This is a genomic window from Mesorhizobium sp. LCM 4577, from assembly GCF_001854795.2.
Classification (GTDB): Bacteria; Pseudomonadota; Alphaproteobacteria; order Rhizobiales; family Rhizobiaceae; genus Mesorhizobium; species Mesorhizobium plurifarium.
The window spans coordinates 29,777-51,464 of the sequence record NZ_MDDU01000017.1 but is presented as its reverse complement, the minus strand read 5'-3'; the positions used below and the strand labels follow the sequence as shown (position 1 = coordinate 51,464).

General features: G+C 61.5%; 22 protein-coding genes and 1 pseudogene. 7 read left to right on the top strand and 16 right to left on the bottom strand.

What is annotated here, in order from left to right; genetic code table 11:
• The first annotated feature begins 212 nt into the window (after nucleotides 1-212).
• Entirely contained in the window at nucleotides 213-527 is a 315-nt protein-coding gene (locus LCM4577_RS19375) for a co-chaperone GroES (RefSeq protein ID WP_040972763.1), read from the top strand.
• Between the two features lie 57 nt (nucleotides 528-584).
• Nucleotides 585-2,216 carry a chaperonin GroEL gene (gene groL, locus LCM4577_RS19370; protein WP_071072902.1) on the top strand — a complete coding sequence of 544 codons (1,632 nt, stop codon included), beginning with the start codon at nucleotides 585-587 and terminating at the stop codon, nucleotides 2,214-2,216.
• 38 nt (nucleotides 2,217-2,254) lie between these two features.
• Here groL and LCM4577_RS19365 read toward each other — a convergent pair whose 3' ends face one another.
• The 13 genes from LCM4577_RS19365 to LCM4577_RS19305 form a co-directional block, all read right to left on the bottom strand.
• Complete coding sequence (locus LCM4577_RS19365; protein WP_041003441.1) at nucleotides 2,255-3,292, bottom strand: MBL fold metallo-hydrolase; 1,038 nt, start codon at nucleotides 3,290-3,292, stop codon at nucleotides 2,255-2,257.
• A gap of 204 nt (nucleotides 3,293-3,496) precedes the next feature.
• Nucleotides 3,497-3,949 carry an aspartate 1-decarboxylase gene (panD, locus tag LCM4577_RS19360; RefSeq protein WP_071072900.1) on the bottom strand — a complete coding sequence of 151 codons (453 nt, stop codon included), beginning with the start codon at nucleotides 3,947-3,949 and terminating at the stop codon, nucleotides 3,497-3,499.
• A 66-nt stretch (nucleotides 3,950-4,015) separates the two neighbouring features.
• Nucleotides 4,016-4,999: a beta-ketoacyl-ACP synthase III gene (locus LCM4577_RS19355; protein ID WP_071072898.1), complete on the bottom strand. Its 984-nt coding sequence runs from the start codon at nucleotides 4,997-4,999 to the stop codon at nucleotides 4,016-4,018.
• Complete coding sequence (locus tag LCM4577_RS19350; RefSeq protein ID WP_071072948.1) at nucleotides 4,996-6,261, bottom strand: adenosylmethionine--8-amino-7-oxononanoate transaminase; 1,266 nt, start codon at nucleotides 6,259-6,261, stop codon at nucleotides 4,996-4,998. The genes LCM4577_RS19355 and LCM4577_RS19350 overlap by 4 nt, the downstream gene beginning before the upstream one ends.
• Nucleotides 6,261-6,896, bottom strand: coding sequence for a dethiobiotin synthase (bioD, locus tag LCM4577_RS19345; RefSeq protein ID WP_071072950.1), 636 nt, complete (start codon nucleotides 6,894-6,896; stop codon nucleotides 6,261-6,263). Before bioD ends, LCM4577_RS19350 begins: the two co-directional genes overlap by 1 nt.
• Nucleotides 6,897-6,912: 16 nt before the next feature.
• Nucleotides 6,913-8,061, bottom strand: a complete 1,149-nt coding sequence (locus LCM4577_RS19340) for an 8-amino-7-oxononanoate synthase (protein WP_071072896.1) — start codon at nucleotides 8,059-8,061, stop codon at nucleotides 6,913-6,915.
• Nucleotides 8,058-9,056, bottom strand: a complete 999-nt coding sequence (bioB, locus tag LCM4577_RS19335; protein WP_071072895.1) for a biotin synthase BioB — start codon at nucleotides 9,054-9,056, stop codon at nucleotides 8,058-8,060. Before bioB ends, LCM4577_RS19340 begins: the two co-directional genes overlap by 4 nt.
• A 61-nt stretch (nucleotides 9,057-9,117) precedes the next feature.
• Nucleotides 9,118-9,570, bottom strand: a complete 453-nt coding sequence (gene panD, locus LCM4577_RS19330; RefSeq protein WP_071072893.1) for an aspartate 1-decarboxylase — start codon at nucleotides 9,568-9,570, stop codon at nucleotides 9,118-9,120.
• A gap of 55 nt (nucleotides 9,571-9,625) precedes the next feature.
• On the bottom strand, nucleotides 9,626-9,940 hold the full coding sequence (locus LCM4577_RS19325) for a hypothetical protein (protein WP_071072891.1): 315 nt from the start codon (nucleotides 9,938-9,940) through the stop codon (nucleotides 9,626-9,628).
• Nucleotides 9,941-9,950: 10 nt separating this feature from the next.
• Complete coding sequence (gene nadC, locus LCM4577_RS19320; protein WP_041003149.1) at nucleotides 9,951-10,832, bottom strand: carboxylating nicotinate-nucleotide diphosphorylase; 882 nt, start codon at nucleotides 10,830-10,832, stop codon at nucleotides 9,951-9,953.
• A 1-nt stretch (nucleotide 10,833) separates the two neighbouring features.
• Complete coding sequence (locus LCM4577_RS19315; protein ID WP_071072889.1) at nucleotides 10,834-12,372, bottom strand: L-aspartate oxidase; 1,539 nt, start codon at nucleotides 12,370-12,372, stop codon at nucleotides 10,834-10,836.
• Complete coding sequence (nadA, locus tag LCM4577_RS19310) at nucleotides 12,369-13,343, bottom strand: quinolinate synthase NadA (RefSeq protein WP_071072887.1); 975 nt, start codon at nucleotides 13,341-13,343, stop codon at nucleotides 12,369-12,371. The genes LCM4577_RS19315 and nadA overlap by 4 nt, the downstream gene beginning before the upstream one ends.
• A gap of 64 nt (nucleotides 13,344-13,407) precedes the next feature.
• On the bottom strand, nucleotides 13,408-14,376 hold the full coding sequence (locus tag LCM4577_RS19305; protein ID WP_040972777.1) for an NrtR DNA-binding winged helix domain-containing protein: 969 nt from the start codon (nucleotides 14,374-14,376) through the stop codon (nucleotides 13,408-13,410).
• Nucleotides 14,377-14,546: 170 nt separating this feature from the next.
• Between LCM4577_RS19305 and panB the strand changes: the two genes are divergently transcribed.
• Complete coding sequence (gene panB / locus LCM4577_RS19300) at nucleotides 14,547-15,407, top strand: 3-methyl-2-oxobutanoate hydroxymethyltransferase (RefSeq protein WP_071072885.1); 861 nt, start codon at nucleotides 14,547-14,549, stop codon at nucleotides 15,405-15,407.
• Nucleotides 15,408-15,709: 302 nt separating this feature from the next.
• Nucleotides 15,710-16,684, top strand: a complete 975-nt coding sequence (locus LCM4577_RS19295) for a hypothetical protein (protein WP_071072883.1) — start codon at nucleotides 15,710-15,712, stop codon at nucleotides 16,682-16,684.
• A gap of 519 nt (nucleotides 16,685-17,203) precedes the next feature.
• On the opposite strand, the gene LCM4577_RS19290 is transcribed toward LCM4577_RS19295, so the two are convergent.
• From LCM4577_RS19290 to LCM4577_RS19280, 3 genes and pseudogenes are all read right to left on the bottom strand, one after another.
• Nucleotides 17,204-17,482, bottom strand: coding sequence for a helix-turn-helix transcriptional regulator (locus LCM4577_RS19290; protein WP_042646676.1), 279 nt, complete (start codon nucleotides 17,480-17,482; stop codon nucleotides 17,204-17,206).
• A 1,051-nt stretch (nucleotides 17,483-18,533) separates the two neighbouring features.
• Nucleotides 18,534-18,787: pseudogene (locus LCM4577_RS19285) on the bottom strand (transposase); the annotation flags it as partial.
• Between the two features lie 169 nt (nucleotides 18,788-18,956).
• Nucleotides 18,957-19,358, bottom strand: a complete 402-nt coding sequence (locus LCM4577_RS19280; RefSeq protein ID WP_041003137.1) for a hypothetical protein — start codon at nucleotides 19,356-19,358, stop codon at nucleotides 18,957-18,959.
• A gap of 489 nt (nucleotides 19,359-19,847) precedes the next feature.
• On the opposite strand from LCM4577_RS19280, the gene queC reads away from it, so the two are divergent.
• Genes queC through queE form a run of 3 tightly spaced genes read left to right on the top strand, consistent with a single transcriptional unit; the run spans nucleotide 19,848 to nucleotide 21,633 of the window.
• The gene (gene queC, locus LCM4577_RS19275) at nucleotides 19,848-20,546 is read left to right on the top strand and encodes a 7-cyano-7-deazaguanine synthase QueC (RefSeq protein ID WP_071072880.1); all 699 of its coding nucleotides are present in this window, start codon (nucleotides 19,848-19,850) and stop codon (nucleotides 20,544-20,546) included.
• A complete protein-coding gene (gene queD, locus LCM4577_RS19270) occupies nucleotides 20,546-20,902 on the top strand; it encodes a 6-carboxytetrahydropterin synthase QueD (RefSeq protein ID WP_041003134.1) in 357 nt (118 codons plus the stop codon). The genes queC and queD overlap by 1 nt, the downstream gene beginning before the upstream one ends.
• The gene (gene queE, locus LCM4577_RS19265) at nucleotides 20,899-21,633 is read left to right on the top strand and encodes a 7-carboxy-7-deazaguanine synthase QueE (RefSeq protein WP_041003433.1); all 735 of its coding nucleotides are present in this window, start codon (nucleotides 20,899-20,901) and stop codon (nucleotides 21,631-21,633) included. Before queD ends, queE begins: the two co-directional genes overlap by 4 nt.
• Nucleotides 21,634-21,688: the final 55 nt, after the last annotated feature.

Sequence of the window (21,688 nt, the reverse complement as noted above, 5' to 3'; positions counted from 1 at the left end):
GCTTACGCGACAAACCTCGAGCGTCCCATCGGGAAAATCACCGGGGCCATGATGGTCGGAAATCCTGAGTCAGTCCATCTCTTGAAACGTGAAAGGAGCAAAACCAGTTCGGCACGCGCGCCATGCCGCAAAAGTCGCGCGAACCCCGGCTGGCCCTGGGGGGCCGGGTCCGGGGAGTCTCTTGCAATCTGTTTGTCCAAAAGGAGAACGACATGAAGTTCCGTCCATTGCATGACCGCGTACTCGTCCGTCGCATCGAGGCCGATGAAAAGACGGCCGGCGGCATCATCATCCCCGACACGGCCAAGGAAAAGCCGCAGGAAGGCGAGGTCATCGCCGTCGGCCCAGGCGCTCGCGATGAGAGCGGCAAGCTCACCCCCCTCGACGTGAAGGTCGACGACCGCATCCTGTTCGGCAAGTGGTCCGGCACCGACATCAAGCTCGACGGCGAAGACCTGCTCATCATGAAGGAAAGCGACATCTTGGGTGTGATCGAGATTTCGGCCTCGGCCAGGCAAGCCGCGTGACCGAAACCGCGTCACACAAACAGTCGACAAGAACTGACCATTCACAGGAGTGAACCAATGGCTGCCAAGGAAGTGAAATTTCATTCTGATGCCCGCGAGCGCATGCTGCGCGGCGTCGACATTCTCGCAAATGCGGTGAAGGTGACGCTCGGTCCGAAGGGCCGCAACGTCGTCATCGACAAGTCGTTCGGCGCCCCGCGCATCACCAAGGACGGCGTCACCGTCGCCAAGGAGATCGAACTCGAGGACAAATTCGAGAACATGGGCGCGCAGATGGTGCGCGAGGTCGCGTCCAAAACCAGCGACATCGCCGGCGACGGCACCACCACCGCCACGGTGCTGGCGCAGTCGATCGTGACCGAGGGCACCAAGGCAGTCGCGGCCGGCATGAACCCGATGGATTTGAAGCGCGGCATTGACAAGGCGGTGGAAACGATCGTCGCCGATTTGAAGGCCAAAGCCCGCAAGGTGACGAATAACGACGAGATCGCACAGGTCGGCACCATCTCGGCCAATGGTGACGCCGAGATCGGCCGCTTCCTGGCTGAAGCCATGCAGAAGGTCGGCAACGAAGGCGTCATCACCGTCGAGGAAGCCAAGACCGCCGAGACCGAGCTGGAAGTCGTCGAAGGCATGCAGTTCGACCGCGGGTATCTGTCGCCCTACTTCATCACCAACCAGGACAAGATGCGCGTCGAGCTCGAAGACCCCTATGTGCTGATCCACGAGAAGAAGCTTTCCAACCTGCAGGCGCTGCTTCCCGTGCTCGAGGCCGTGGTCCAGTCGGGCAAGCCGCTGCTGATCATCGCCGAGGATGTCGAGGGCGAGGCTCTGGCCACGCTGGTGGTCAACAAGCTGCGCGGCGGACTGAAGGTCGCCGCCGTCAAGGCTCCGGGCTTCGGTGATCGCCGCAAGGCTATGCTGGAGGATATCGCCATCCTGACCGGCGGCACGGCCATCAGCGAGGATCTCGGCGTCAAGCTGGAGAATGTCACGCTGGAAATGCTCGGCCGCGCTCGCAAGGTGGAGATAGAGAAGGAAAACACCACCATTGTCGACGGTGCCGGCCATAAGGACGAAATCAACGGCCGCGTTGCTCAAATTAGGGCCCAGATCGAGGAGACCACCTCCGACTATGACCGCGAGAAGCTGCAGGAGCGCCTGGCCAAACTCGCCGGCGGCGTCGCGGTGATCCGTGTCGGAGGATCGACCGAAGTCGAGGTCAAGGAGCGTAAGGACCGCGTCGACGACGCGCTGCACGCCACGCGCGCGGCGGTCGAGGAAGGTGTCTTGCCGGGCGGTGGCGTGGCGCTACTCAGGGCAGCAAGGGCGCTCGACCATGTCGTTCTCGACAACCCCGACCAGAGGACCGGTGTCGAGATCGTGCGGCGCGCCATCGAGGCTCCCGCTCGCCAGATCGCCGAAAACAGCGGGGCGGAAGGCTCCATTATCGTGGGCAGGGTTCGCGAGAAGCCTGAGTTCGGCTATGGCTGGAACGCCCAGACCGGCGAGTATGGCGATCTCTTCGGCCAAGGCGTGATCGACCCCGCCAAGGTCGTGCGCACGGCGCTGCAGGACGCCGCTTCAATAGCCGGCCTGCTCGTCACCACCGAGGCGATGGTGGCCGAGAAGCCGAAGAAGGAAATTCCCGCCCCGCCGATGCCGGGCGGGGGCGGCATGGATTTCTGACGAGGCCCCTTTCTTTCTTGTCGTGGAAGAGGGCGGAGCTACCTTACCAATGGTCCATTCGCCCTCTTCCAGGCGTCGATTCCACCCTCGATATGGCAGGCTGATGTGAGGCCCTGATCCTGGGCGGCCTGCACCGCCATGGCAGAACGCTCGCCGAAGGCGCAGTAAAGCACAAGCCGCTTGCCGCTCGAACGGACGAGCTCGTGCAACAGGCCGCCGGGAGCGATGTTTTCTTGCAGCCTCGGGTAAGGCACATGCAGCGACCCCGCAATAATRCCCTGGCGTTCGCGCTCGGAGCGCTCGCGCAGGTCGATCAGCGCGACATCCGGCTTGCCTGCCAATACCAAGGCTTCGTTGGCATTGGTCGCCCAGCCGCGCCGCGCGATCTCGTCCTGGTGCAGCCCGACCTTCATGTTGGCCGGCACGGCGACATCCATCATCTTCGGATTGGCGAGCTTCAAACTGTTCATGATCTCGACATATTCGTCCACTGACTTCACCTGCAGGCGCGGGTTGAAGGCCTTCTCCTCACCGATGGTCGAGACAGTGTCGCCCTTGTAGTCGTGCGCCGGATATATCAGCGTGGGGTCTGGCAGCCTGAGCAGGCGGCCGAAGATCGATTCATACTGGTGCCGCGCATCGCCATTCGGGAAGTCGGTGCGGCCGGTGCCGCGGATGAGCAGCGTGTCACCGGTGAACACCCGGTCGGGCAGGACGAAGCTGTAGGAATCGTCGGTGTGGCCGGGCGTGTGGACGACGTCGAGCGCCAGCCCCTCGATGGTCAGCCTGTCGCCGTCGGCAAGCCGCATCGATACCACGTCGGCCTTGGTCTGCTCGCCCATCACCGTGATGCACTGCGTCTTGTCGCGCAGCGCGCCGAGGCCGGTTATGTGGTCGGCGTGAAGATGCGTGTCCACCGCCTTGACCAGCCTCAGGTCAAGCTCACGCACGAGCCGGAGATAGCGGTCGACCTTGTCCACAACCGGATCGATGATCAGTGCCTCGCCGCCTTGGCGACTGGCAAGCAGATAGGAATAGGTGCTCGAAACGGAATCGAACAGCTGACGGAAGATCATGAATTGCTCCATATCATCGGGTCGAGATCTTTTTTGCGGCTTGTATGCGGCTTCACCGCTATCTCGGGGCGCCGCACCCTCGGCGCTCGCCGATAAGGATGGCCTCGAGGTTCGTCATAGCCCCCCCTTACGGCGGGTCACGACACTACCTCGTGGACGGGGACGGCAAACAGCGCATCGGCTCACGCGGGCGCAAGGGACAAGTCACGCCCGGGAAACAAGCGCAGGAATCGCCAAAGCCTCATTGGCCTCATCATGGATCGAGAAACTGTAACGGCCAGATGCGTCAAAATCGACCGAGTAGCTCAGGCGCTCGCTTATATGGTTGTCCTGGTCGAACGTGACGATCCGCGGCTTCAGCGCTGTGATATGCGCTTCGTTCAGGTAGATGGAGTTGCACACGATGATCGGGTCGCCAGGCTGGCAGGTGCGGGCTGCAGCACCATTGAGGATGCAGCATCGTGACCCGCGCTCGCCGAGAATGACATAGGTCGAAATACGCGCGCCGGAATTCTTGTTCCATATTTCCACGAATTCCATGGGCAGGATCCCGGCTGCCTCGCAGTGGTCAGGATCGAGCGTTATCGACCCATGGTAGTTGAGATTTGCCTCGGTGACGTGGATGCCGTGAAGCTTGCCGGCGACTAGTTTTCGCATTGGTCTGTTGTCCTTTTTTCGTCTCGCCTGAACGGTGTTGATGTCTTGTCGGCGGCCGCCGCGCGGCTAAATTCCAACCACAAGCGCCCCGCCGCTGAGACCGGCACCCGCCGCCGCCAGAAGCATTTTCTCGCCCGGCCGGAGTGGCTGCGACCGATTGACGAGCGACAACGAGAGAGGGATCGTTGCGGCCGAAGAGTTGCCGTATACGGCGATCCTCTTGACGATTGCCTGGTCCGCAATGCCGAGGTTTCGGCCGACAGCATCGAAAATGCGGGCGTTGGCTTGATGCGGGACGAACCGGTCGATGTCTTGCGGCCGCATTCCAGCTATCGCGAGCGCGTCTCTTGAACATGACGTCATCATCTCCACGGCCTTGGCGAACACTTCGCGGCCATTGATGATCGTCATGCGGGTCTGCGCGAGATCGAGGTCGTTTTGAAAAGGCGTGTTGCTTCCTCCGGCGGGGATCTGGATCAATCCGTAGCGCGAACCGTCCGAATCCACCGAAGCGCCGAGAATGCCTTGTTCGGCATCCTCGCTGGGACCGATCACGACTGCGCCGGCGGCATCAGCAAACAGCACGGCGCTGGCGCGCTCGGCCGGGTTGATGCGGCGGCTCAGAATGTTGGCGGCAATGACAAGGGCGGGTCGACCGTGCAGGCGGGTGAACCCGTCGGCGAACATCAGCGCATAGATGAAACCGGCGCAGGCGCCGGTCAGGTCGATGGCGCCGGCGCGGCCGAGACCGAGCCGGTGCGCAACCAGCGGCGCGCTCGGCGGCAGGAGATGGTCTGGGGTTGACGTGGCGAGCAACAGAAGACCGATTCCGCTCCGATCGATGCCGGAATTTGCCAGCGCCATGTCGCCGGCCCGCGCGGCAAGGCCCGAGAGCGTGTCTTCATCAGTCGCCCAGAAGCGCGAGCGAATTCCTGTGCGCCGTTCGATCCAGCCTGGCTCGAGGCCGAGATTGTTCTCAATCTCGGCGTTCTCAACCTTGCGCCCTGGCACATGGTGGCCAAGCCCGAGGATGCGCGACGACCTGCTCATGGTTTGGATCCGAAGCGTTCGCCGGCCTCCTCGATTGCGTCATAAAGCCGATCGAGCTCGCCGCCGGTTACGCAATAGGGTGGGAGCAGATAGAGGACATTGCCGAGCGGGCGCATCAGCAATCCCTGCTCGAGGAAGAATGCCCGCAGCTTTGGACCGATCTCGGCAAGATAGCCGGGGGATGCGGTACCCAAATCGAGCGCAGCGATCGTGCCGGTGATCCGGCGGTCGGTGAAGCAAGGATTGTCGTGAAAGCGCTGAAGGCCAGCGGCCTGCAGCGCGGCGAGCGCCGCGATCCGTTCGATAACGGGCTCGTCGTGCCAGATCTCGACGTTGGCGAGTGCCACCGCGCAGGCAATCGGATTGGCCGTATAGGAGCTCGAATGAAAAAAGGTCTTCTTCCGGTCGAGCGAAGAATGGGCCTGGAAGATGGCGTCGGTCGCCAGCGTCGCGGCAAGCGGAATGGTGCCCCCGGTCAGGCCCTTCGAGGTGCAAAGGATGTCGGGCGAGATGTTCGCCTGCTCGCAGGCAAACACGGTTCCCGTGCGTCCCCAGCCGGTCATCACTTCGTCGGCGATCAAGAGCGTGCCCGAAGCCTCGGCGATCCTCTTTAACTCAGCCAAAACCCAGGGCGGATACATCAGCATGCCGCCGGCGCCGAGTACCAGCGGCTCGACAATCAGCGCAGCTGCGCGCCGGTCGCGAGAGACGACCTCGAACCGATCCAGCGTTTCCTGCTCGCGTCCTGCGGCCGGGAAGGGGATGGTGTCGACTTCGAACAGCAAGGGTTCGTAGGCGGCGTTGAACACGCCGCGCGCGCCGACGCTCATCGTCCCGATCGTGTCGCCATGGTAGCTGTGCTCCATGACGACGATGTGCGAGCGCGGCGCGCCGATATTGCGGAAATAGCCGAGCGCCATCTTCAGCGCGACYTCGACCGAGGTCGAGCCGCTGTCGGAATAAAACACCCAGTCGAGTCCCGGCGGCGCGAGATCCACCAAGGCTCTGGCGAGGCGTTCGGCCGGCTCGTGCGTGAAGCCGGCGAAGATGATCTGGTCGAGGTTGGCAGCAGTCGTCTCGATCGCCTTGATAATGCGTGGATGGCGGTGGCCGTGGGTGACGACCCACCACGACGAAATAGCGTCGAGGATGCGGGTGCCATCGGCCTTGTGGAGATAAGCGCCTTCAGTCCGGACAATTTCGGGGATCGCCGGCTCGAGCGCGTGCTGGGTGAAAGGATGCCAGACGCGGGATTGCGACATCATTGACCCCATGCAATCGGCGAGAGATCGAAGCCCGAAACCATCGCTTCCCTCAGGGTTTTAGATGTCAGTGGATCAAGGTACGGCAGCCTGCCAAGCTGCCGCACATTGCCAAATTCCGCGATCGTCCTTTGGCTATCCGCCATTTCTTCGCCGATGAAGGCGACGCCGATGAGGGGGATGGCACGGGCCCTGAGCGCTTCGATCGACAACAATGTGTGATTGATGGTGCCGAGCCCGGTGCGCGCGCAAAGAATGACCGGCAGTTGCCATTCCCGGAATATGTCGATGAATCTTGTCTGCCGATTGAGCGGTACCATCACTCCGCCAGCGCCTTCGATGATGAGCGGACCTGGCAAGTCCGGCAGCGAGAGCTTTGCCGCCTCGATTGCGACGCCATCGATTTCGGCCGAACGATGCGGCGACAGTGGCGTCTTCAGACGATAGACTTCCGGCAGGACGCGCCCGGCCGGCAGGCCGGAGAGCCGGGTAACGGCCTCGCTGTCGGTCTCCTTGTCGAGGCCCGATTGCACCGGTTTCCAGTAGAAGCCGTCGAGCAGGCCGACGAGGCCCGCCGAAAACACCGTCTTGCCGATGCCGGTATCCGTTCCTGTGATGACTATGCCTTTGCTGATGTCGCTTCGGGTCATGTCACCTTTGGTCATTCTGGGCCAACGCCTCGACAAGCGCATCGATCATGGCGGATATGGCGGCTTTATCGACGTTGAGCGTCAGCGATATGCGCAGGCGCGAAGTCCCTTCCGGCACAGTCGGTGGACGAATGCCGCGTATGTCGAAGCCGCGGGCCTGCAGTGCCGCCGCCACCGCCATGGTGCGCCGGTTGTCGCCGATGATGATTGGCTGGATCTGCGAGCCGCTGGGTGCTGTGCCGAGGCGCTCGGCCAGCTGGCGGCCCGCAAATGCAATAATTTCATGCAACCGGAGACGACGCTCTGGTTCATCGGACAATATCGCGAGCGCCTCGCGCGCGGCCACGGCCATCAGCGGCGATGGCGCAGTACCATAGATGAACGGACGGCAGCGGTTGACGAGATAGTCGCACAGTGTCCTTGGGCCCGTGACGAGGGCGCCAGATGCGCCGAGCGCCTTGCCGCATGTATTCAGCACGAGGACGTTGTCGCGCCCCTCAAAAGCGACGGCAAGGCCGCGGCCGTCCGGTCCCCAGGCGCCGGTAGCGTGCGCCTCGTCGACAACGATGAACGCCTCGTGCCGGTCGGCCAGAGCCACAAGGCTCTCCAAAGGCGCGCAGTCCCCACTCATGCTGTAGAGGCTTTCGACCGCGATCCAGACCCGCCCCATGCCACCTTCGGCGCGCCAGCGCCCGATCGCGTCCTCGATGGCGTCGACGTCGTTGTGCGCGGCCAGAACGAACTCCGCGCGTCCGGCGCGCGCACCCTCGTGCATACTGGCATGGGCGAGCTCGTCGAGGACGAGTAGGTCGCCCTTCTGCGGCAGCGTCGTCAGAATAGCGAAATTGGCGATGTAGCCGCCGCCGAAGAAAAGCGCGCGCTCGGCCCCAAAAAACGCCGCAGCGTGAGCTTCCAATTGCTCATGCTCCGGCGCGTTGCCGCGCAGCAGCCGCGATCCTGTTGCGCCGACCGGCGTGCCCCGCGCGATCGCAGCCACAACCGCGTCGCCAAGCCTCTTGCAGGCGGCAAGCCCGAGATAGTCGTTCGATGAGAAGTCGAGCCCGGCGCGCGGCGCAAGCCGCCGCAGCCGGTCCTTGCGCGCCAGTCCCTGCAAGGTCGCCTCGTAGCGGGCAAACAGTGCCTCGTTCACTGCGCCTCCAGTTCCATCGGCTCGATGCCCAGACGCCGAAAGAGCAGCGTATCCCTGTCCTGGCCGGGATTGCCCGCCGTCAGCAGCGTGTCGCCGACGAAGATCGAATTGGCGCCGGCAAAAAAGCACAGTGCCTGCATCTCGTCGGTCATGGCGGTGCGGCCGGCCGAAAGGCGGACATACGATTTCGGCATCATGATGCGGGCGAGCGCAATCATGCGCACGAACTCGATCGGCTCGATAGGGCTGGCGTCGGCAAGCGGGGTGCCAGCGATCGGGATGAGCATGTTGATTGGAACGCTGTCGGGCGGCTCCGGGAGGTTGGCTAAAGTCACCAGCATGTCGATGCGGTCCACCGGCTCTTCGCCCATTCCAACAATCCCGCCGCAGCAGACCTTGATGCCGGATTGGCGAACGTTCTCGAGCGTATCCAGCCGCTCGGCAAAGCTGCGCGTGCTGATGACCTCGCCGTAGTAGCGCTCCGACGTGTCGATGTTGTGGTTGTAGTAGTCGAGCCCGGCTTGCTTCAGCCGCTGCGCCTGTTCGAGATCGACCATGCCGAGCGTCATGCAGGTCTCCATGCCGAGCGCCTTCACGCCCTCGACCATGGCGACCACCGCCTCCATGTCGCGCTCCTTGGGGCTGCGCCAGGCAGCACCCATGCAATAGCGCGTGGCGCCCGCGTCACGCGCCTTCCTGGCCTCGGCGACGACGCGCTGAACTTCCATCAGCTTCGAGGCCTTGAGGCCGGACTGGTGATGCGCGGACTGGCTGCAATAGCCGCAATCCTCGGGGCAGCCGCCGGTCTTGATCGACAGCAGGCGCGACAGCTGCACCCGGTTGGGATCAAAATTCTCGCGATGGATCGTCTGCGCCCGGAAGAGCAGGTCGTTGAAGGGCAGGTCGTAGACTGCCTGGGCTTCCTCTTGCGTCCAGGGCGGAAGCGCCCAACCGAGAGGGTCCGATGTCAAGTCCGGGCCAAGTTCCGCGTTCATTCCACCTCCATCAGCAAAAAACGTTTGGCTAATCAGCCAAGAAAGCGGACTTCGGAGCCCGTCATGATCTGCCCACCAGCGCCGGCACGCGCAGTACGTCGTTGGATTCATTGAGTATGGAAAAGCTGTAGCCTCCGCCTGCTGCGCGCTCGACCGAATAAGTCAGGCGGTCGACGATCCGATTATCCTTGTCGAAGGTCAGCACACGCGGTTTGAGCGCGGTCAGCTCGCTCTCGTGCACATAGACCGAGTTGCAGATGATGACCTGGTCGCCTGGCTGGCAGGTGCGGGCCGCGGCGCCGTTAAGGATGCAACAGCGCGACCCGCGCTCACCGAGGATGACATAGGTCGAGATCCGCGCGCCCGAATTCTTGTTCCAGATCTCGACGAATTCCATCGGCAGCATGCCTGCCTCCTCGCAATGGTCGGGATCGAGCGTGATCGAGCCGTGATAGTCGAGATTGGCCTCGGTGACGTGGATGCCGTGCAGCTTGCCGGCAACGATTTTGCGCATCCCTTCCTCCAAAACGACGTCGATCCGGTGCCCCGGTGCCTCGCGTTCTCGGCGCCTATCGCGTGCTTTCTTCGGCTTGAGCGCAAGAATGCTCCCTTCTGATCGCGTCGCAGGATTCGGTGAAGGCGACATCCAACAGGCAACTGAGTGCTTCCAGTCCATGAGAGGCAGCCATCTGGCGCAGCTCGTCGAGCCGGCAGATGATAAAGCCAAGTGCTTCCACGCGGTCCTTTGTTTGCCCCTGGCCCGTCGGTTTCTCCTCGCCGCTAGAACTATGAAGTGCGCCAAGGAGCTGGCTTGGGTCGGCGGACGGGGAGATGGTGGCGCGAGTTAGCCTGCGGCCAAAGGAGTTCCTGCGGTCCCGGTTCATGCCCTCTCCCTCAGTTCAGATGCCTGCGGCAGTTCCGGTCCGCGGGCATATCCAGGCCAATGTCGAGAATGGGAGCGCTATGGGTAAGCCAGCCGACCGAGATGAGATCGACGCCGGTCGCCGCGATTGCGGGAGCCGTCTTCGGTGTCACCCGACCCGACGCCTCGGTGATCGCTCGCCCTCCGACCATCGCCACGGCCTGGGTAAGGTCATCGAGCGACATGTTGTCCAGGAGCACCGCGTCAACGCTCGCCTGCAGCGCCATCTCCAACTGATCCAGCGTGTCGACCTCCACCTCGATCTTGATCATGTGGCCTACCGCACGACGCGCTCGCTCGATTGCGGTGCGGATGTCGCCGGCAATGGCAATATGGTTGTCCTTGATGAGCACGGCGTCGTCGAGCGCGAAGCGGTGATTGGCGCCGCCGCCGGCGCGCACGGCATATTTTTCAAGGGCACGCAGGCCTGGCGTTGTTTTTCGCGTGCATACGATCTTGGTGCTATGGCCGCGTACCGCGTTTACAAGCGAGGCCGTCGCCGTTGCGATGCCACTCAGCTTGCATAGGAAATTGAGCGCGGTCCGCTCGGCCGTCAGCAGGCTTCGCGCCGGCCCGCTTACGACCGCGATGGTCTCCCCGGCGGAAACCTTGCCGCCCTCTGGGCAGCGCAACTGCATGCTGATCCCGGGATCGACGAGGAGGAACGCGAACATCACCAGATCGAGCCCGGCGACAACGCCGGCCTGCCGGGCATTCAACGCGAGCGTCGCCTTGCAATCGGCGGGGATGATGGCATCGCTGGTGATGTCGCCGGCTCTTCCCAGATCTTCCAGCAAGGCAGCGCGGACGATCGGCTCCATGACAATCTGGGGAAGTGGTGCAAGGGAGCTCATATCAGCAACTCCGTTCGGATCTCTGCCAGCTGAGCGCAACGGCATGCTCAAACGCAGTGCAAAGCGTCATTCGCGACGGCAGGGCCTCGGGATTGCGGCCCAGAAAATCGGACCGAAAGTGCGAGCCGCGGCTTTCTTCGCGCCGAAATGCCGCGATCGCGATCAACAACGCCACCAGAGCCGGGTCGGCCGCGGCCGTTTCGCCGACCGCGATCGGCAGAAGGGTGGTGATCGCCTCGCCAAGCGCTTTGCCATTGCGAAAGATCCCGAGCGCATTCGAGACAAGTTGGCGGACAGATGAAGGGTCGGGTCGCACAGACACGGTTGCGGGAAGCCTGGGCCACTGCCAGCCGGCGCTGGTGCCGGCCACGCTTGCCGCCACCCAGGCAGCTGTTGTAACCGCTTCGGCCAGCGAGTTGCTGGCGAGGCGGTTGGCGCCGTGCAGTCCCGTGTGAGCCACTTCGCCGCACGCCCATAGGCCCGAGACGGAACTGCGCCCTTCCGTGTCAACGGCCACGCCGCCCATGTGATAGTGAGCCGCAGGGCGCACGGGAATAGGCTCAACGGCCGGGTCGATGCCAGCCTGCTTGCACGCCRCATCGATCGCGGGAAAGCGTTTTGCGAATTTCTGCCCGAGGCATTGACGGGCATCGAGGTAGACGCGATGGCCAGCGGCGAGTTGATTGGCGATCGCCCGCGCAACCACGTCACGCGATGCGAATTCAGCGCCAGGGGTCGCGGCAAGAAAGCGGTGACCATATTCGTCGACCAGCACTGCGCCTTCGCCCCGCACGGCTTCGCTTATCAGCGGCATTGGCCGGCGCTGCGTGTCGAGCGCTGTCGGGTGGAACTGCACGAATTCCAGGTCGGCGAGCTCTGCGCCGGCACAGGCGGCCAGCGCCAGCCCGTAGCCAAACGAAGAAAGCGGGTTGGTCGTGTCGCAAAACAGGCCACCTATGCCGCCGGTCGCCAACACTACGCGGCGGGTGGGCAATGCGAACGCGCAGCTCTCAAGCACAGCCAGCACGCCAACGGTGCAGCCCTCGGCGACCACCAGGCGAAGGGCTGTTATCCCTTCCATGATTGTGATCGAACGGGTGCGCCGCGCCACGGCAAGCAGCGCATGAAATAACTGATGGCCTGTGGCGTCAGCGGCATGGACGACCCGGCGCCGTGAATGGGCTGCCTCGAGGCCCAGCCGCAGTTTCCCATCCAATGCGCGGTCGAAGGGAGCACCAAGACGAATGAGGTTCTCGACGGCGTGAGGGACGGCCTCGACCACTCGCCTGGCTATTTCTTCGTTGCAAAGCCCATCGCCAGCGGCAAGTGTATCGGCGAGGTGCAGGTCAGGGCTGTCGTCCTCGCCCAAGCTTGCCGCAAGCCCACCCTGCGCGAGTGTGCTCGAGGCATCCGTACCAAGTGGCGTCCTGGAAAGGAGGACGACTGGTTGTGGCGCCAAATGCAGTGCCGTCATCAGTCCGGCCAGGCCAGCGCCGATGATGACCGGCGCCCCGCCAATGTCATGGACGTAGGTGGTCATACGAAGAGCATGCGCTCGACGGCCCAGCGTGCCCGTTCAGCAACACAGGGATCAATCGTGACGATGTGTCGGTTCTCCTCGAGCGCACTGCGGATATTGGCGAGCGTGATCCGCTTCATATGCGGGCACAAATTGCAGGGCCGGATGAACTCGACATCTGGGTGCGCTAACGCGACGTTGTCACTCATCGAGCATTCCGTCATCAGCACGACACGTGGCGGCTTTTGCGTTTCGACATAGTCGGACATGGCTGCGGTCGAGCCGGAAAAATCGGCTTCGGCCACCACGTCGGGCGGGCATTCGGGATGGGCCAGCACCGTCACGCCGGGGTGGTTTTCGCGCAACTCGCGGATATCGGCCGGCGTAAAGCGCTCATGCACCTCGCAATGGCCTTGCCAGGCGATGATCTCGACGTCGGTCTGGGCGGCGATATTGTGGGCCAGATATTCGTCCGGCAACATAATCACCCGGGGGACGCCAAGGGATTCGATGACCGCCTTGGCGTTGCCTGATGTACAGCAGATGTCGGATTCGGCTTTCACTTCGGCCGACGTGTTGACATAGGTGACGATCGGCACGCCGGGATAACGCTGGCGCATCAAGCGCACGTCCTGGGCGGTGATCGAATCCGCCAGCGAGCAACCTGCGCCGAGATCCGGAATGAGCACCGTCTTGTCCGGATTGAGGAGCTTGGCCGTTTCAGCCATGAAATGCACGCCGGCCAACACAATGACTTGCGCCTCGACCGTCATAGCCTTGCGAGCCAACGCCAAGCTGTCGCCGACGATATCGGCCACGCAGTGGAAGATTTCGGGTGTTTGATAGTTGTGGGCCAGGATGACGGCATTTCGCTCGCGCTTGAGCGCCAAAATGGCCTCGATGTCATCGCTGAACGCTGCCCATTCCCCTGGTGGGATGACGCGCCAGACGCGCCGATAAAGAGACGCGGCTGAAGGTAACGCCCCGCTCATCGGCCCCTCCAATTATAATCCATCTGACTATAACGGATATATATCTATGCCGACTATAAGCGTGTCAACCCCGCGCGACGGGCAATTTTGTGCCGACTATGGGCGTCTCGTCCAGGACAGCGTGGCGGAAGCGATAGAGCCTTGCCGGTCGCCCGCCCGTATCGACAGAAATCTCGCCGGTCTCCTCAACCAGTTCCTGCTGCTCTATGAGGCGACGAAAGTTCGGCTTGTTGATCAGCCTGCCGGCGAGCGCTTCGACGGTTCGTTGCAGCTGTAGCAAAGTGAATGACTGCGGCATCAGCTCAAAGACGACCGGCCGGTATTTGATCTTGGAGCGCAGTCGCGCAATGCCGGTCGCCACGATGCGACGGTGATCGGCGACCATGGATTTGCTGGGCACCAGCGAAGGCCGCGTCGCGTCGCGCGCGCTTCCGGCCTCTTGGACCAGACCTGCTTCGTAGATTAACTCATAGCGCTGAAGCGCGAGTTCCTCATTCCAATGGCGGCCGTCGAAGCCGAAGGCTGTCGCTGTCCGCTGTCGACGTTCGCGTCTCGTCGCCGCGTCGCCGGCGCCGTCTGCCCATTCAATCAGTCGCGGCCGCAGGACGTCCAACTCTATCGGCGGCGTCCCGGAGCGGTGGTCCTCCCATGGAAAATATTCATACCAACTTCGCCAGCCGCATTTTGGCGAGCTCGCCGCCTGTTCCTTGCGCGTGAGCGCGAGATAGCTGATGGAGATAGCGCGCTGCCGGCGCCCGGAGCCGATGCGGTCTCGATCGGCGAAGGTGTAGAGCTGCTCAATATAGCCCAGCGGATGGCCGGTCTGCTGCTCCACCCATCCCCTCAACCCGGATTGCAGCGATCGGTGCTCAAGCGCAAATGGTCCGGAAGGTAGCGTATCCGCTTGCCCGATGGTGAGGACACAGGGTTCATTTTCGTTTACAGCGACGACAAAGGCGATCAGGTCCACTGTGACTTCGTCGGCCTTTACGGCCGCTCGATCTTTCTTGGTTCCTTTTGCCTGTTTGTCCATGGTGGCGAAAGCGGTTGGTAGGCCGGGTGCCTTAATCGATTTAATTTAAACGCAGCTGTCTGCACGTCAACACCGCGCAGCTCCACGGCTTTTTTAGCTCTTCGCATTTGCACAAGAACGTGCCAAACGCGACACCTGCGGTGGGTGACGTCGGGGAAGGAAGGCATGCATTGAGCACAGCAGGTGATTCGAGGGCGATTACACCGCCCGATATTCGGGCCCGTAAGGGTGGCGTCCCCCTGGTGTGCCTGACGGCCTATACGACGCCGATTGCAAGACTGGTCGATCGACATTGCGACATCGTTCTTGTCGGCGACAGCGTGGGCATGGTGCTGCACGGCCTGCCGTCGACGCTCGGCGTCACCCTCGACATGATGATCATGCATGCCAAGGCCGTGCGCGGTGGCCTGGAGAAGGCGCTGATGGTTGTTGACCTGCCGTTCGGCTCTTATGAGGAAAGTCCCGAGCAGGCGTTCCGCAACGCGGCTCGTTTAATGGCTGAGACCGGCTGCGCGGCTGTCAAGTTGGAGGGCGGCGAGGCGATGGCCGCTACTATCCAATTCCTCGGTGCTCGTGGCATCCCTGTCATGGCTCATATCGGCCTGACGCCGCAGGCAGTCAACGCTTTCGGCGGCTACCGCGTGCAGGGCAGGGGAGAGGACGCCGAGCGGATCAGGCGCGACGCGATATCGGTCGCGCAAGCCGGGGCCTTTTCGGTCGTGCTTGAAAAGGTGCCAGAGCAGCTCGCGCGCCGCATCACCAGCGAGATTGGCATCCCAACCATCGGCATCGGCGCCTCACCGGCCTGCGACGGCCAGATCCTGGTGAGTGACGACATGCTCGGCCTGTTTTCCCCATTCAGGCCGAAATTCGTCAAGCGCTACGCAGAACTCGGTGACCAGGCCGGCGCCGCGATCGCGGCCTATGCGGATGAGGTGCGCAAGCGGCGCTTCCCTGCTGCCGAGCACGTCTTTGCCGATGCGCCCAAAGATGCTGACGCTGACGCGACAGGAAGCGGAGGAGCCGCATGAGCGTGCCGCCGCGAAAGGCGTGTCGAAGAATACTGGGCTGATCGGGTGGCCAATCTTCGCAATCGAGTGCGGCACGCGATCCATCATTGCCGCCACCTAATGGGCGGTGGCTCAGAGAGATCCTGATGTTTGGTGAGGGAAGCAGTATCTAACTGCGTTTCCTGATGAGGGAAATTGTGCGTTGCACAAAACTTGACGCGTGGCTAGCGTTCTTCCGCTGCGGGAATCGGGTTTGGGTAATACGTGACGAAGCAGTGAGAACCAATGCTTCGTCGAAAGTGCATTCATACCTGAGGATCCTGATGACCGTTACGAATACCGACAAAGCCGGCGCTACAAATCTCGAAGCAATCGCACGAAACGGCAGTATGCTACGTCGCATGGCCGTGCGCATTCCGACATATCTGTCGGATCTTCGCGAGAATCCAGCGTGGCTGCCGATGTTCGTGCTCGCCCGCACTATGCCGGCACGGAGAATGCACTGGCTTGGTGCAAAGCCTGTTCGAGCGTCGCAGAAAGGACGGGAAACAATGTTTGTCGGCGTCAATCGCCAGGATGCTGTCGATGCGCTGCAGTCGGATGGGCTTTTTTCCGGACTCGTCTTGCCCAAATTTATCCATGAGGAGATTGCAGCTTTCGTGCGATGCACACCTTGCTTTGGCAATTTCGATCGCCGTTTCGAATTCATGCCGACGGAGCATGCACAGGCTGAAGCTCGGTTCGGCCGTCCGTTGCTCAGCGGCCACTATTTCGAGCGCATTCTCGGCTGCAAGGCGGCAGTTGCCATCCAAAACGATCCGTTGCTCATGGATATCGCTGCACACTATCTGGGCGGCCAGGCGAAACTGATCACCACGCGCGTTTGGTGGAGCTTCCCCACCACCCAGGCGTCCGACGCAGACAAGAACCTGGCATCACTCGGCAAATACCACTTCGATCTTGACGACTGGCGGATGTTGAAGTTCTTCTTTTACCTGCTGCCGGTGGACGAGGGTACCGGCCCGCATGTCTATGTCCGCGGCAGTCACAAGCGACGCGCGCTCAAGCATCAACTGACGCTTCTCGTCGGCCATCCCGCAGAAGAGGTTCTGGGCGTCTATGGCGAGCAAAGCGCCGTGACACTTACCGGAGAGGCAGGGCTTGGTTTCGTCGAGGATCCGTTCGGCTTCCACATGGGCACCGTACCGGCGCACAGCCCGAGGCTGATGATGGAAGTCGGCTTCGGCGTTTCGCCGCCCTCGCGGCGTCGCTTCCACGGCGAGCCGGTTATTCGCTGATTTCGGCCAAGTCCCGAAACAGCTTTCCCAGATCGAAGACCAGTGCCTCGCAGGCAATAAGCAATGGCGCCATCCCGGAAACAACCAGCGTCCACGGTCGGGCGTTTCCGCCACATGGTGCCATTGCAATCCTGCCATCACCGAAGCCCGAGAAAGGAGACGAGTGGTAATATGTCCCGGCGCCAACGGCGCTATACCCGTCGAAGACCCTGACCTGGATAGTTCGGCTGCCAAGGTTTCAACTTCGCATTCTAGGATCGCGGCTAGCATCAGCCGAGAAATGGGGCCGTGGCCGTTTTCGGGTAGTATTCAGAAACTCTAAGCGGCCTACATGCGTTGGGCGGCAATAGTCTTGACCCTTCGCAACGCCCCGCCGATTGCCTATGCATCGGAGTGAACTTTTTCAAAAATTCTATGGCTCTGACGCAGGCATCCGGCGACCCGCCGGGCGGTCGACCGGCTCGGGTCGGTTCAGCCGCCAATCAAGCCAAACAGGGCCACGAGCTGGGGTATTGATGTTCAACTCACTTGCAAATTCTCCACTCGTGACGCAACGCCCATCATCTCGGCCTCCTCAAGAATTCCCACAGGCAGGGACAATGATTTCACGATGCGATCCCGATAGCCCTTGTTGTACCTTAAGCCCGACTCGATGTTTTGGATTTCCTCAGTGGCTAACCCGCTCGTCACCGCCACGTCTTCGATCGAATATCCAAGGTGTTCACGATAAGCGCGAATGACGTGCACCCCCTCTGACATAGCCACCAAAACCGGCTCGGGAATGCGTGAATCCTTCATAGAAACCTCCAAGAAGACTAGGGTGCCGGATGATCGGGAGGCTCCTTCCCGATCTGCCCCTCCCAGACGCGCAATTCTCAAGGAGGACTCACGTATCCGGTGCTAAAGCTGGTCACAGCGTTTTGTGAGGGTCCGATTAACGACAATCTGTGTTCAGGTCCAGACACCCTGGGGGTCAGGATCAAGCCGGCAAGGGACGAATCCGCCGATTTGTGGTCGCTGCTCACAACCCTCTTGGTGGCATGCCAATTGCATAGTCACAGCCATGATACGCATCCCGACATTGCCGTCGCGCAGGTAACCCAGGAGTTCACATAACGTTCGTCCGAACGCAATCTGCTGCGCATCCCGTGGGACGCCCAGCTCCGTTGGATGTTGCTGCGCTTGGCAGACAGGATCGCCCGCAGATCGCTTTCAGGCTGTCAGCTAGGGCTGCCATGACGATTCCCGTAAAACAAACATTCAGGAGAACTCATGAATCGACCATATGAATATCTGCTTCGCCGGCTCTCCCGGCGGGAAATAACACCAGATCCTCTTCAAATCCGTGTTGATCAAAAAGGAAAACGAAAAATGCCTACCTCAAAAGAAGACAATGTAGGGCTCTTGAGGCTCCTCAAATTGTGGTCTAACTGGCCGCGAACGATACATGCTGCCACGGCCTTGGCCATTATAATGACCGCTCCAGCTACAGCAGTCCCCCAAGGCGCTGACAAGCACAAGTCCGAACATAGCTTGGTCGTTGAAGGCTGGCTGAGTTGTATACTTGGGGCATTGTGCATTGACGATCCAGAGGTCCTCGATCACCGGCGGTCACCTGGCCCGCTTGATGCACGGCGATGAGCTTTCGGCGGCCTGAGGTGGCGCTCTGGTCGCCATTGCGGTACGTTTTGACGCCCCGTCGGGCGCCGGGGTTGATCCGCCGGTGATGGCAGGCGGGGCTTTGCGGCGCGTTCGTTTCGGGGTTCCCCTCGTTTATGTCGCGAGTTGCAGGATGAGGACGATGCGCAGGATGCGCCGGTCCGAGCAGAATGCTGGCAGTGCAGGCGGGGATTTGGGTCTTCGTTTCGACCACACGCGCGGCGATCATGATGAGGCGCAAACGCAGCGTGTCGAGTCGGGCGACGGCAGAGCTCGTTTCGGCATCGCGGCGCGCAAGCCCCGCATAAGCCAGTTGGCGCCGGCATGCAGGAACAGCCGGAACTGGTTAGCCGTCGCTCTTGAGGAGGATGTGCGGTGGCCAGTGAGATGCGTCTTCCAGGACTTGATGTGGTTTTCGGCCGCGCCGCGCCGGCAGTATTCGCCACTGTTGGACGACGGCATCCCGCCGTCGAAACGGGCAATCACGGACTTGCCTGTGACAGATGACAAACCGCTCAGAGGCGGTAGGAGTGGGGTCTCCGGAAATAATTAGAATTGGCGTAAGCGACCAATCCCACAGCGTTTCAACGGCTTTCACCACCTCCGCCAACCCTTATGAATCAGGCTGGCTGATCGGCAAATGTCCGGCCTCCCGCAAGGCGCCTAGGAAGAGAGTGGCATGGTCGTCGACACTAATCTTTGCCTGCATCGACAGGGGCATGCCGGTCCAATTCTCCAGTGGCGCGGTCAAAGCCGAGAAAGTCCCGCCGACAATGCAATGGCGAATACCCACGCCTCGTATGTCCAAAGCCAGCACGCCCGTCCGGTCACTTGGATATCGGATGGCCGCGATCCGCTGGACCGCCGCGTCACCGTCCACCCGCACGTCGAAAAGTAGGATACCGCGGCTCCTGGCGGCTATCGCCGCAGCCTTTTCAGTGAAGCCTATGGAGAGCGCGCCGACACTTTCGACCGCCATCTGGAATACCAGCGAATCCAGTTCATCCGCAGCCATGGGAGCAATTGCGCGCAACACCGGGGTAATTGCAACGACGCACACGGCTTGTTCACAGATGTCGGCCCACGCCCGACCCATTTGGTTTGGGTGACGCTCGGCCCTTGGCCCGCGTGTGCTCCGATTCGAACCAGTCTTGGGCGGAAGGCGCGGGAAGATAATGACGTTGGGCTTCCGCTCGAGACCCATAACTCGGTTCCTTAGGTCCTCGAAGCTCCGCCACCTGGCGCTTGATTGAAGCGTCGAGAAGCTTGTTTCTGAAGCTCCGGCCTCTTTCAGAGCCTATTTTGTTATGCCTGGATCTTGGACATGCAGTGAGGTGGGCCGTCTATCAGTTTCGTGTTTCTTGCAGGCTCAGCCCGCTTGAGCACAGCGGCACGTCAGCGCATCAAATTCGTCCTCAGTTCACAAACGAGGCTCCCTGGGGTACTGGGAGAGCAGAGAAATCTCCGGTCGCAGCCTACCCGGTCAAAACAGGAAACCCCAACGATGAAGACTCTCGTCGTCTGCTCCGGCGGATTGGACTCCATTTCCCTTGCTCACAAAGTGGCAGCGGAGCACGAACTCGCCGGCCTGCTATCCTTCGATTACGGCCAAAGGCACAGCAAGGAATTGGACTTCGCCAGCCTTTGCGCGGAGCGTCTGAACGTCCCGCACAGCATCATCGACATCCGCGAAATCGGCCGCGGCCTTTCCGGCTCCGCGCTGACCGACAATGTGGAGGTACCCGATGGGCACTACGCCGAAGACATGATGAAGGTTACGGTGGTGCCCAACCGGAACGCCATCATGTTGGCCATCGCCTTCGGCTTCGCGGCCGCGCGCAAGTCGGAAGCGGTGGCGACGGCCGTGCATGGTGGCGATCACTTCATCTATCCGGACTGCCGACCAGCCTTCATCGACGCCTTCCAGATGATGCAAGACTGCGCGCTCGAAGGCTACGCGAATATTCGACTCTATACGCCTTATGTGAATCTCACAAAGGCGGACATAATTGAGGATGGAGCCCGCCACGGCACGCCATTTGCGGAGACCTGGTCCTGCTACAAGGGCGGCAAGCGTCACTGTGGACGGTGCGGGACGTGCGTCGAGCGGCGCGAGGCGTTTCATCTCTGTGGCCACCCAGATCCCACCGACTACGAGGACGCCGACTTCTGGCTGGACGCGTTGCGCAGGAGGGGGGTGTAATGTTCCGCATCACCAAGGAATTCCACTTTTCAGCCTCTCATCAACTCACGTCCCTGCCGCCTGACCACCAGTGCGCGCGCCTGCACGGGCATAACTACATCGTCGAAGTGGAGCTATCGGGCAAGGAACTGAACGAGCACGGCTTTGTCCGCGACTATCACGATTTGGCACCGCTCAAACGTTATATCGACGATAAATTCGACCACCGACATCTCAATGACGTGCTGGGGCATGAAAAGGTTACCGCGGAATGTCTGGCCAGACACTTTTATGAATGGTGCAAGGCACGCTTGCCCGAAACCACGGCCGTGCGGGTTAGCGAGACGCCGAAAACATGGGCCGAATGCCGGCCATGACCGATATGCATCCCGCAATCCGCGTGAGTGAGATTTTCGGGCCGACGATCCAGGGCGAGGGCGTGCTCATCGGTCTGCCGACGGTCTTCGTCAGAACCGGCGGGTGTGATTATCGCTGTTCCTGGTGCGACAGTCTGCATGCGGTCGACAGGCAATTCCGGGATGAATGGCAGATGATGTCCTGCGACGCCGTGTGGCAAAAGATTGTCGCGCTTTCCGGCGGCCGCCCGTTGATGGTTTCGCTGTCAGGCGGCAATCCGGCTATCCAGCCTTTCGGTGCTCTCATCAAACGAGGCCATGACGAGGGCTACCGATTTGCTCTGGAAACCCAAGGTTCCGTGGTCCGGGAATGGTTCGCCGAACTTGACGTGCTGGTCCTTAGCCCAAAGCCGCCGTCAAGTGAAATGAGGACCGATTGGGCTATTATCGAGGCATGCTTCCAGGCGGCGCAGGACAAGCCGCAAGTCGTGCTGAAGCTCGTTGTTTTCGACGAAAATGACTATGCCTTTGCGAAAGAGGCCGCGGCGAGATTTCCGCGACTTCCAGTCTATCTGCAACCCGGCAATCACACGCCGCCACACCCCGGAAATGAAGACGCTCCTGTCGACGTTGATGGAATAATGAAACGCATGGAGTGGCTGGTAGACAGCGTAACCGGCGACAGGTGGTTCGAAGCCCGCGTGTTACCACAGCTGCACGTTATGCTCTGGGGCAACAAACGAGGCGTTTAGCCAGCACTCGCCGGGGCGACAGCCTTCGGCATCCCATAGCAAGAAATCGACAATC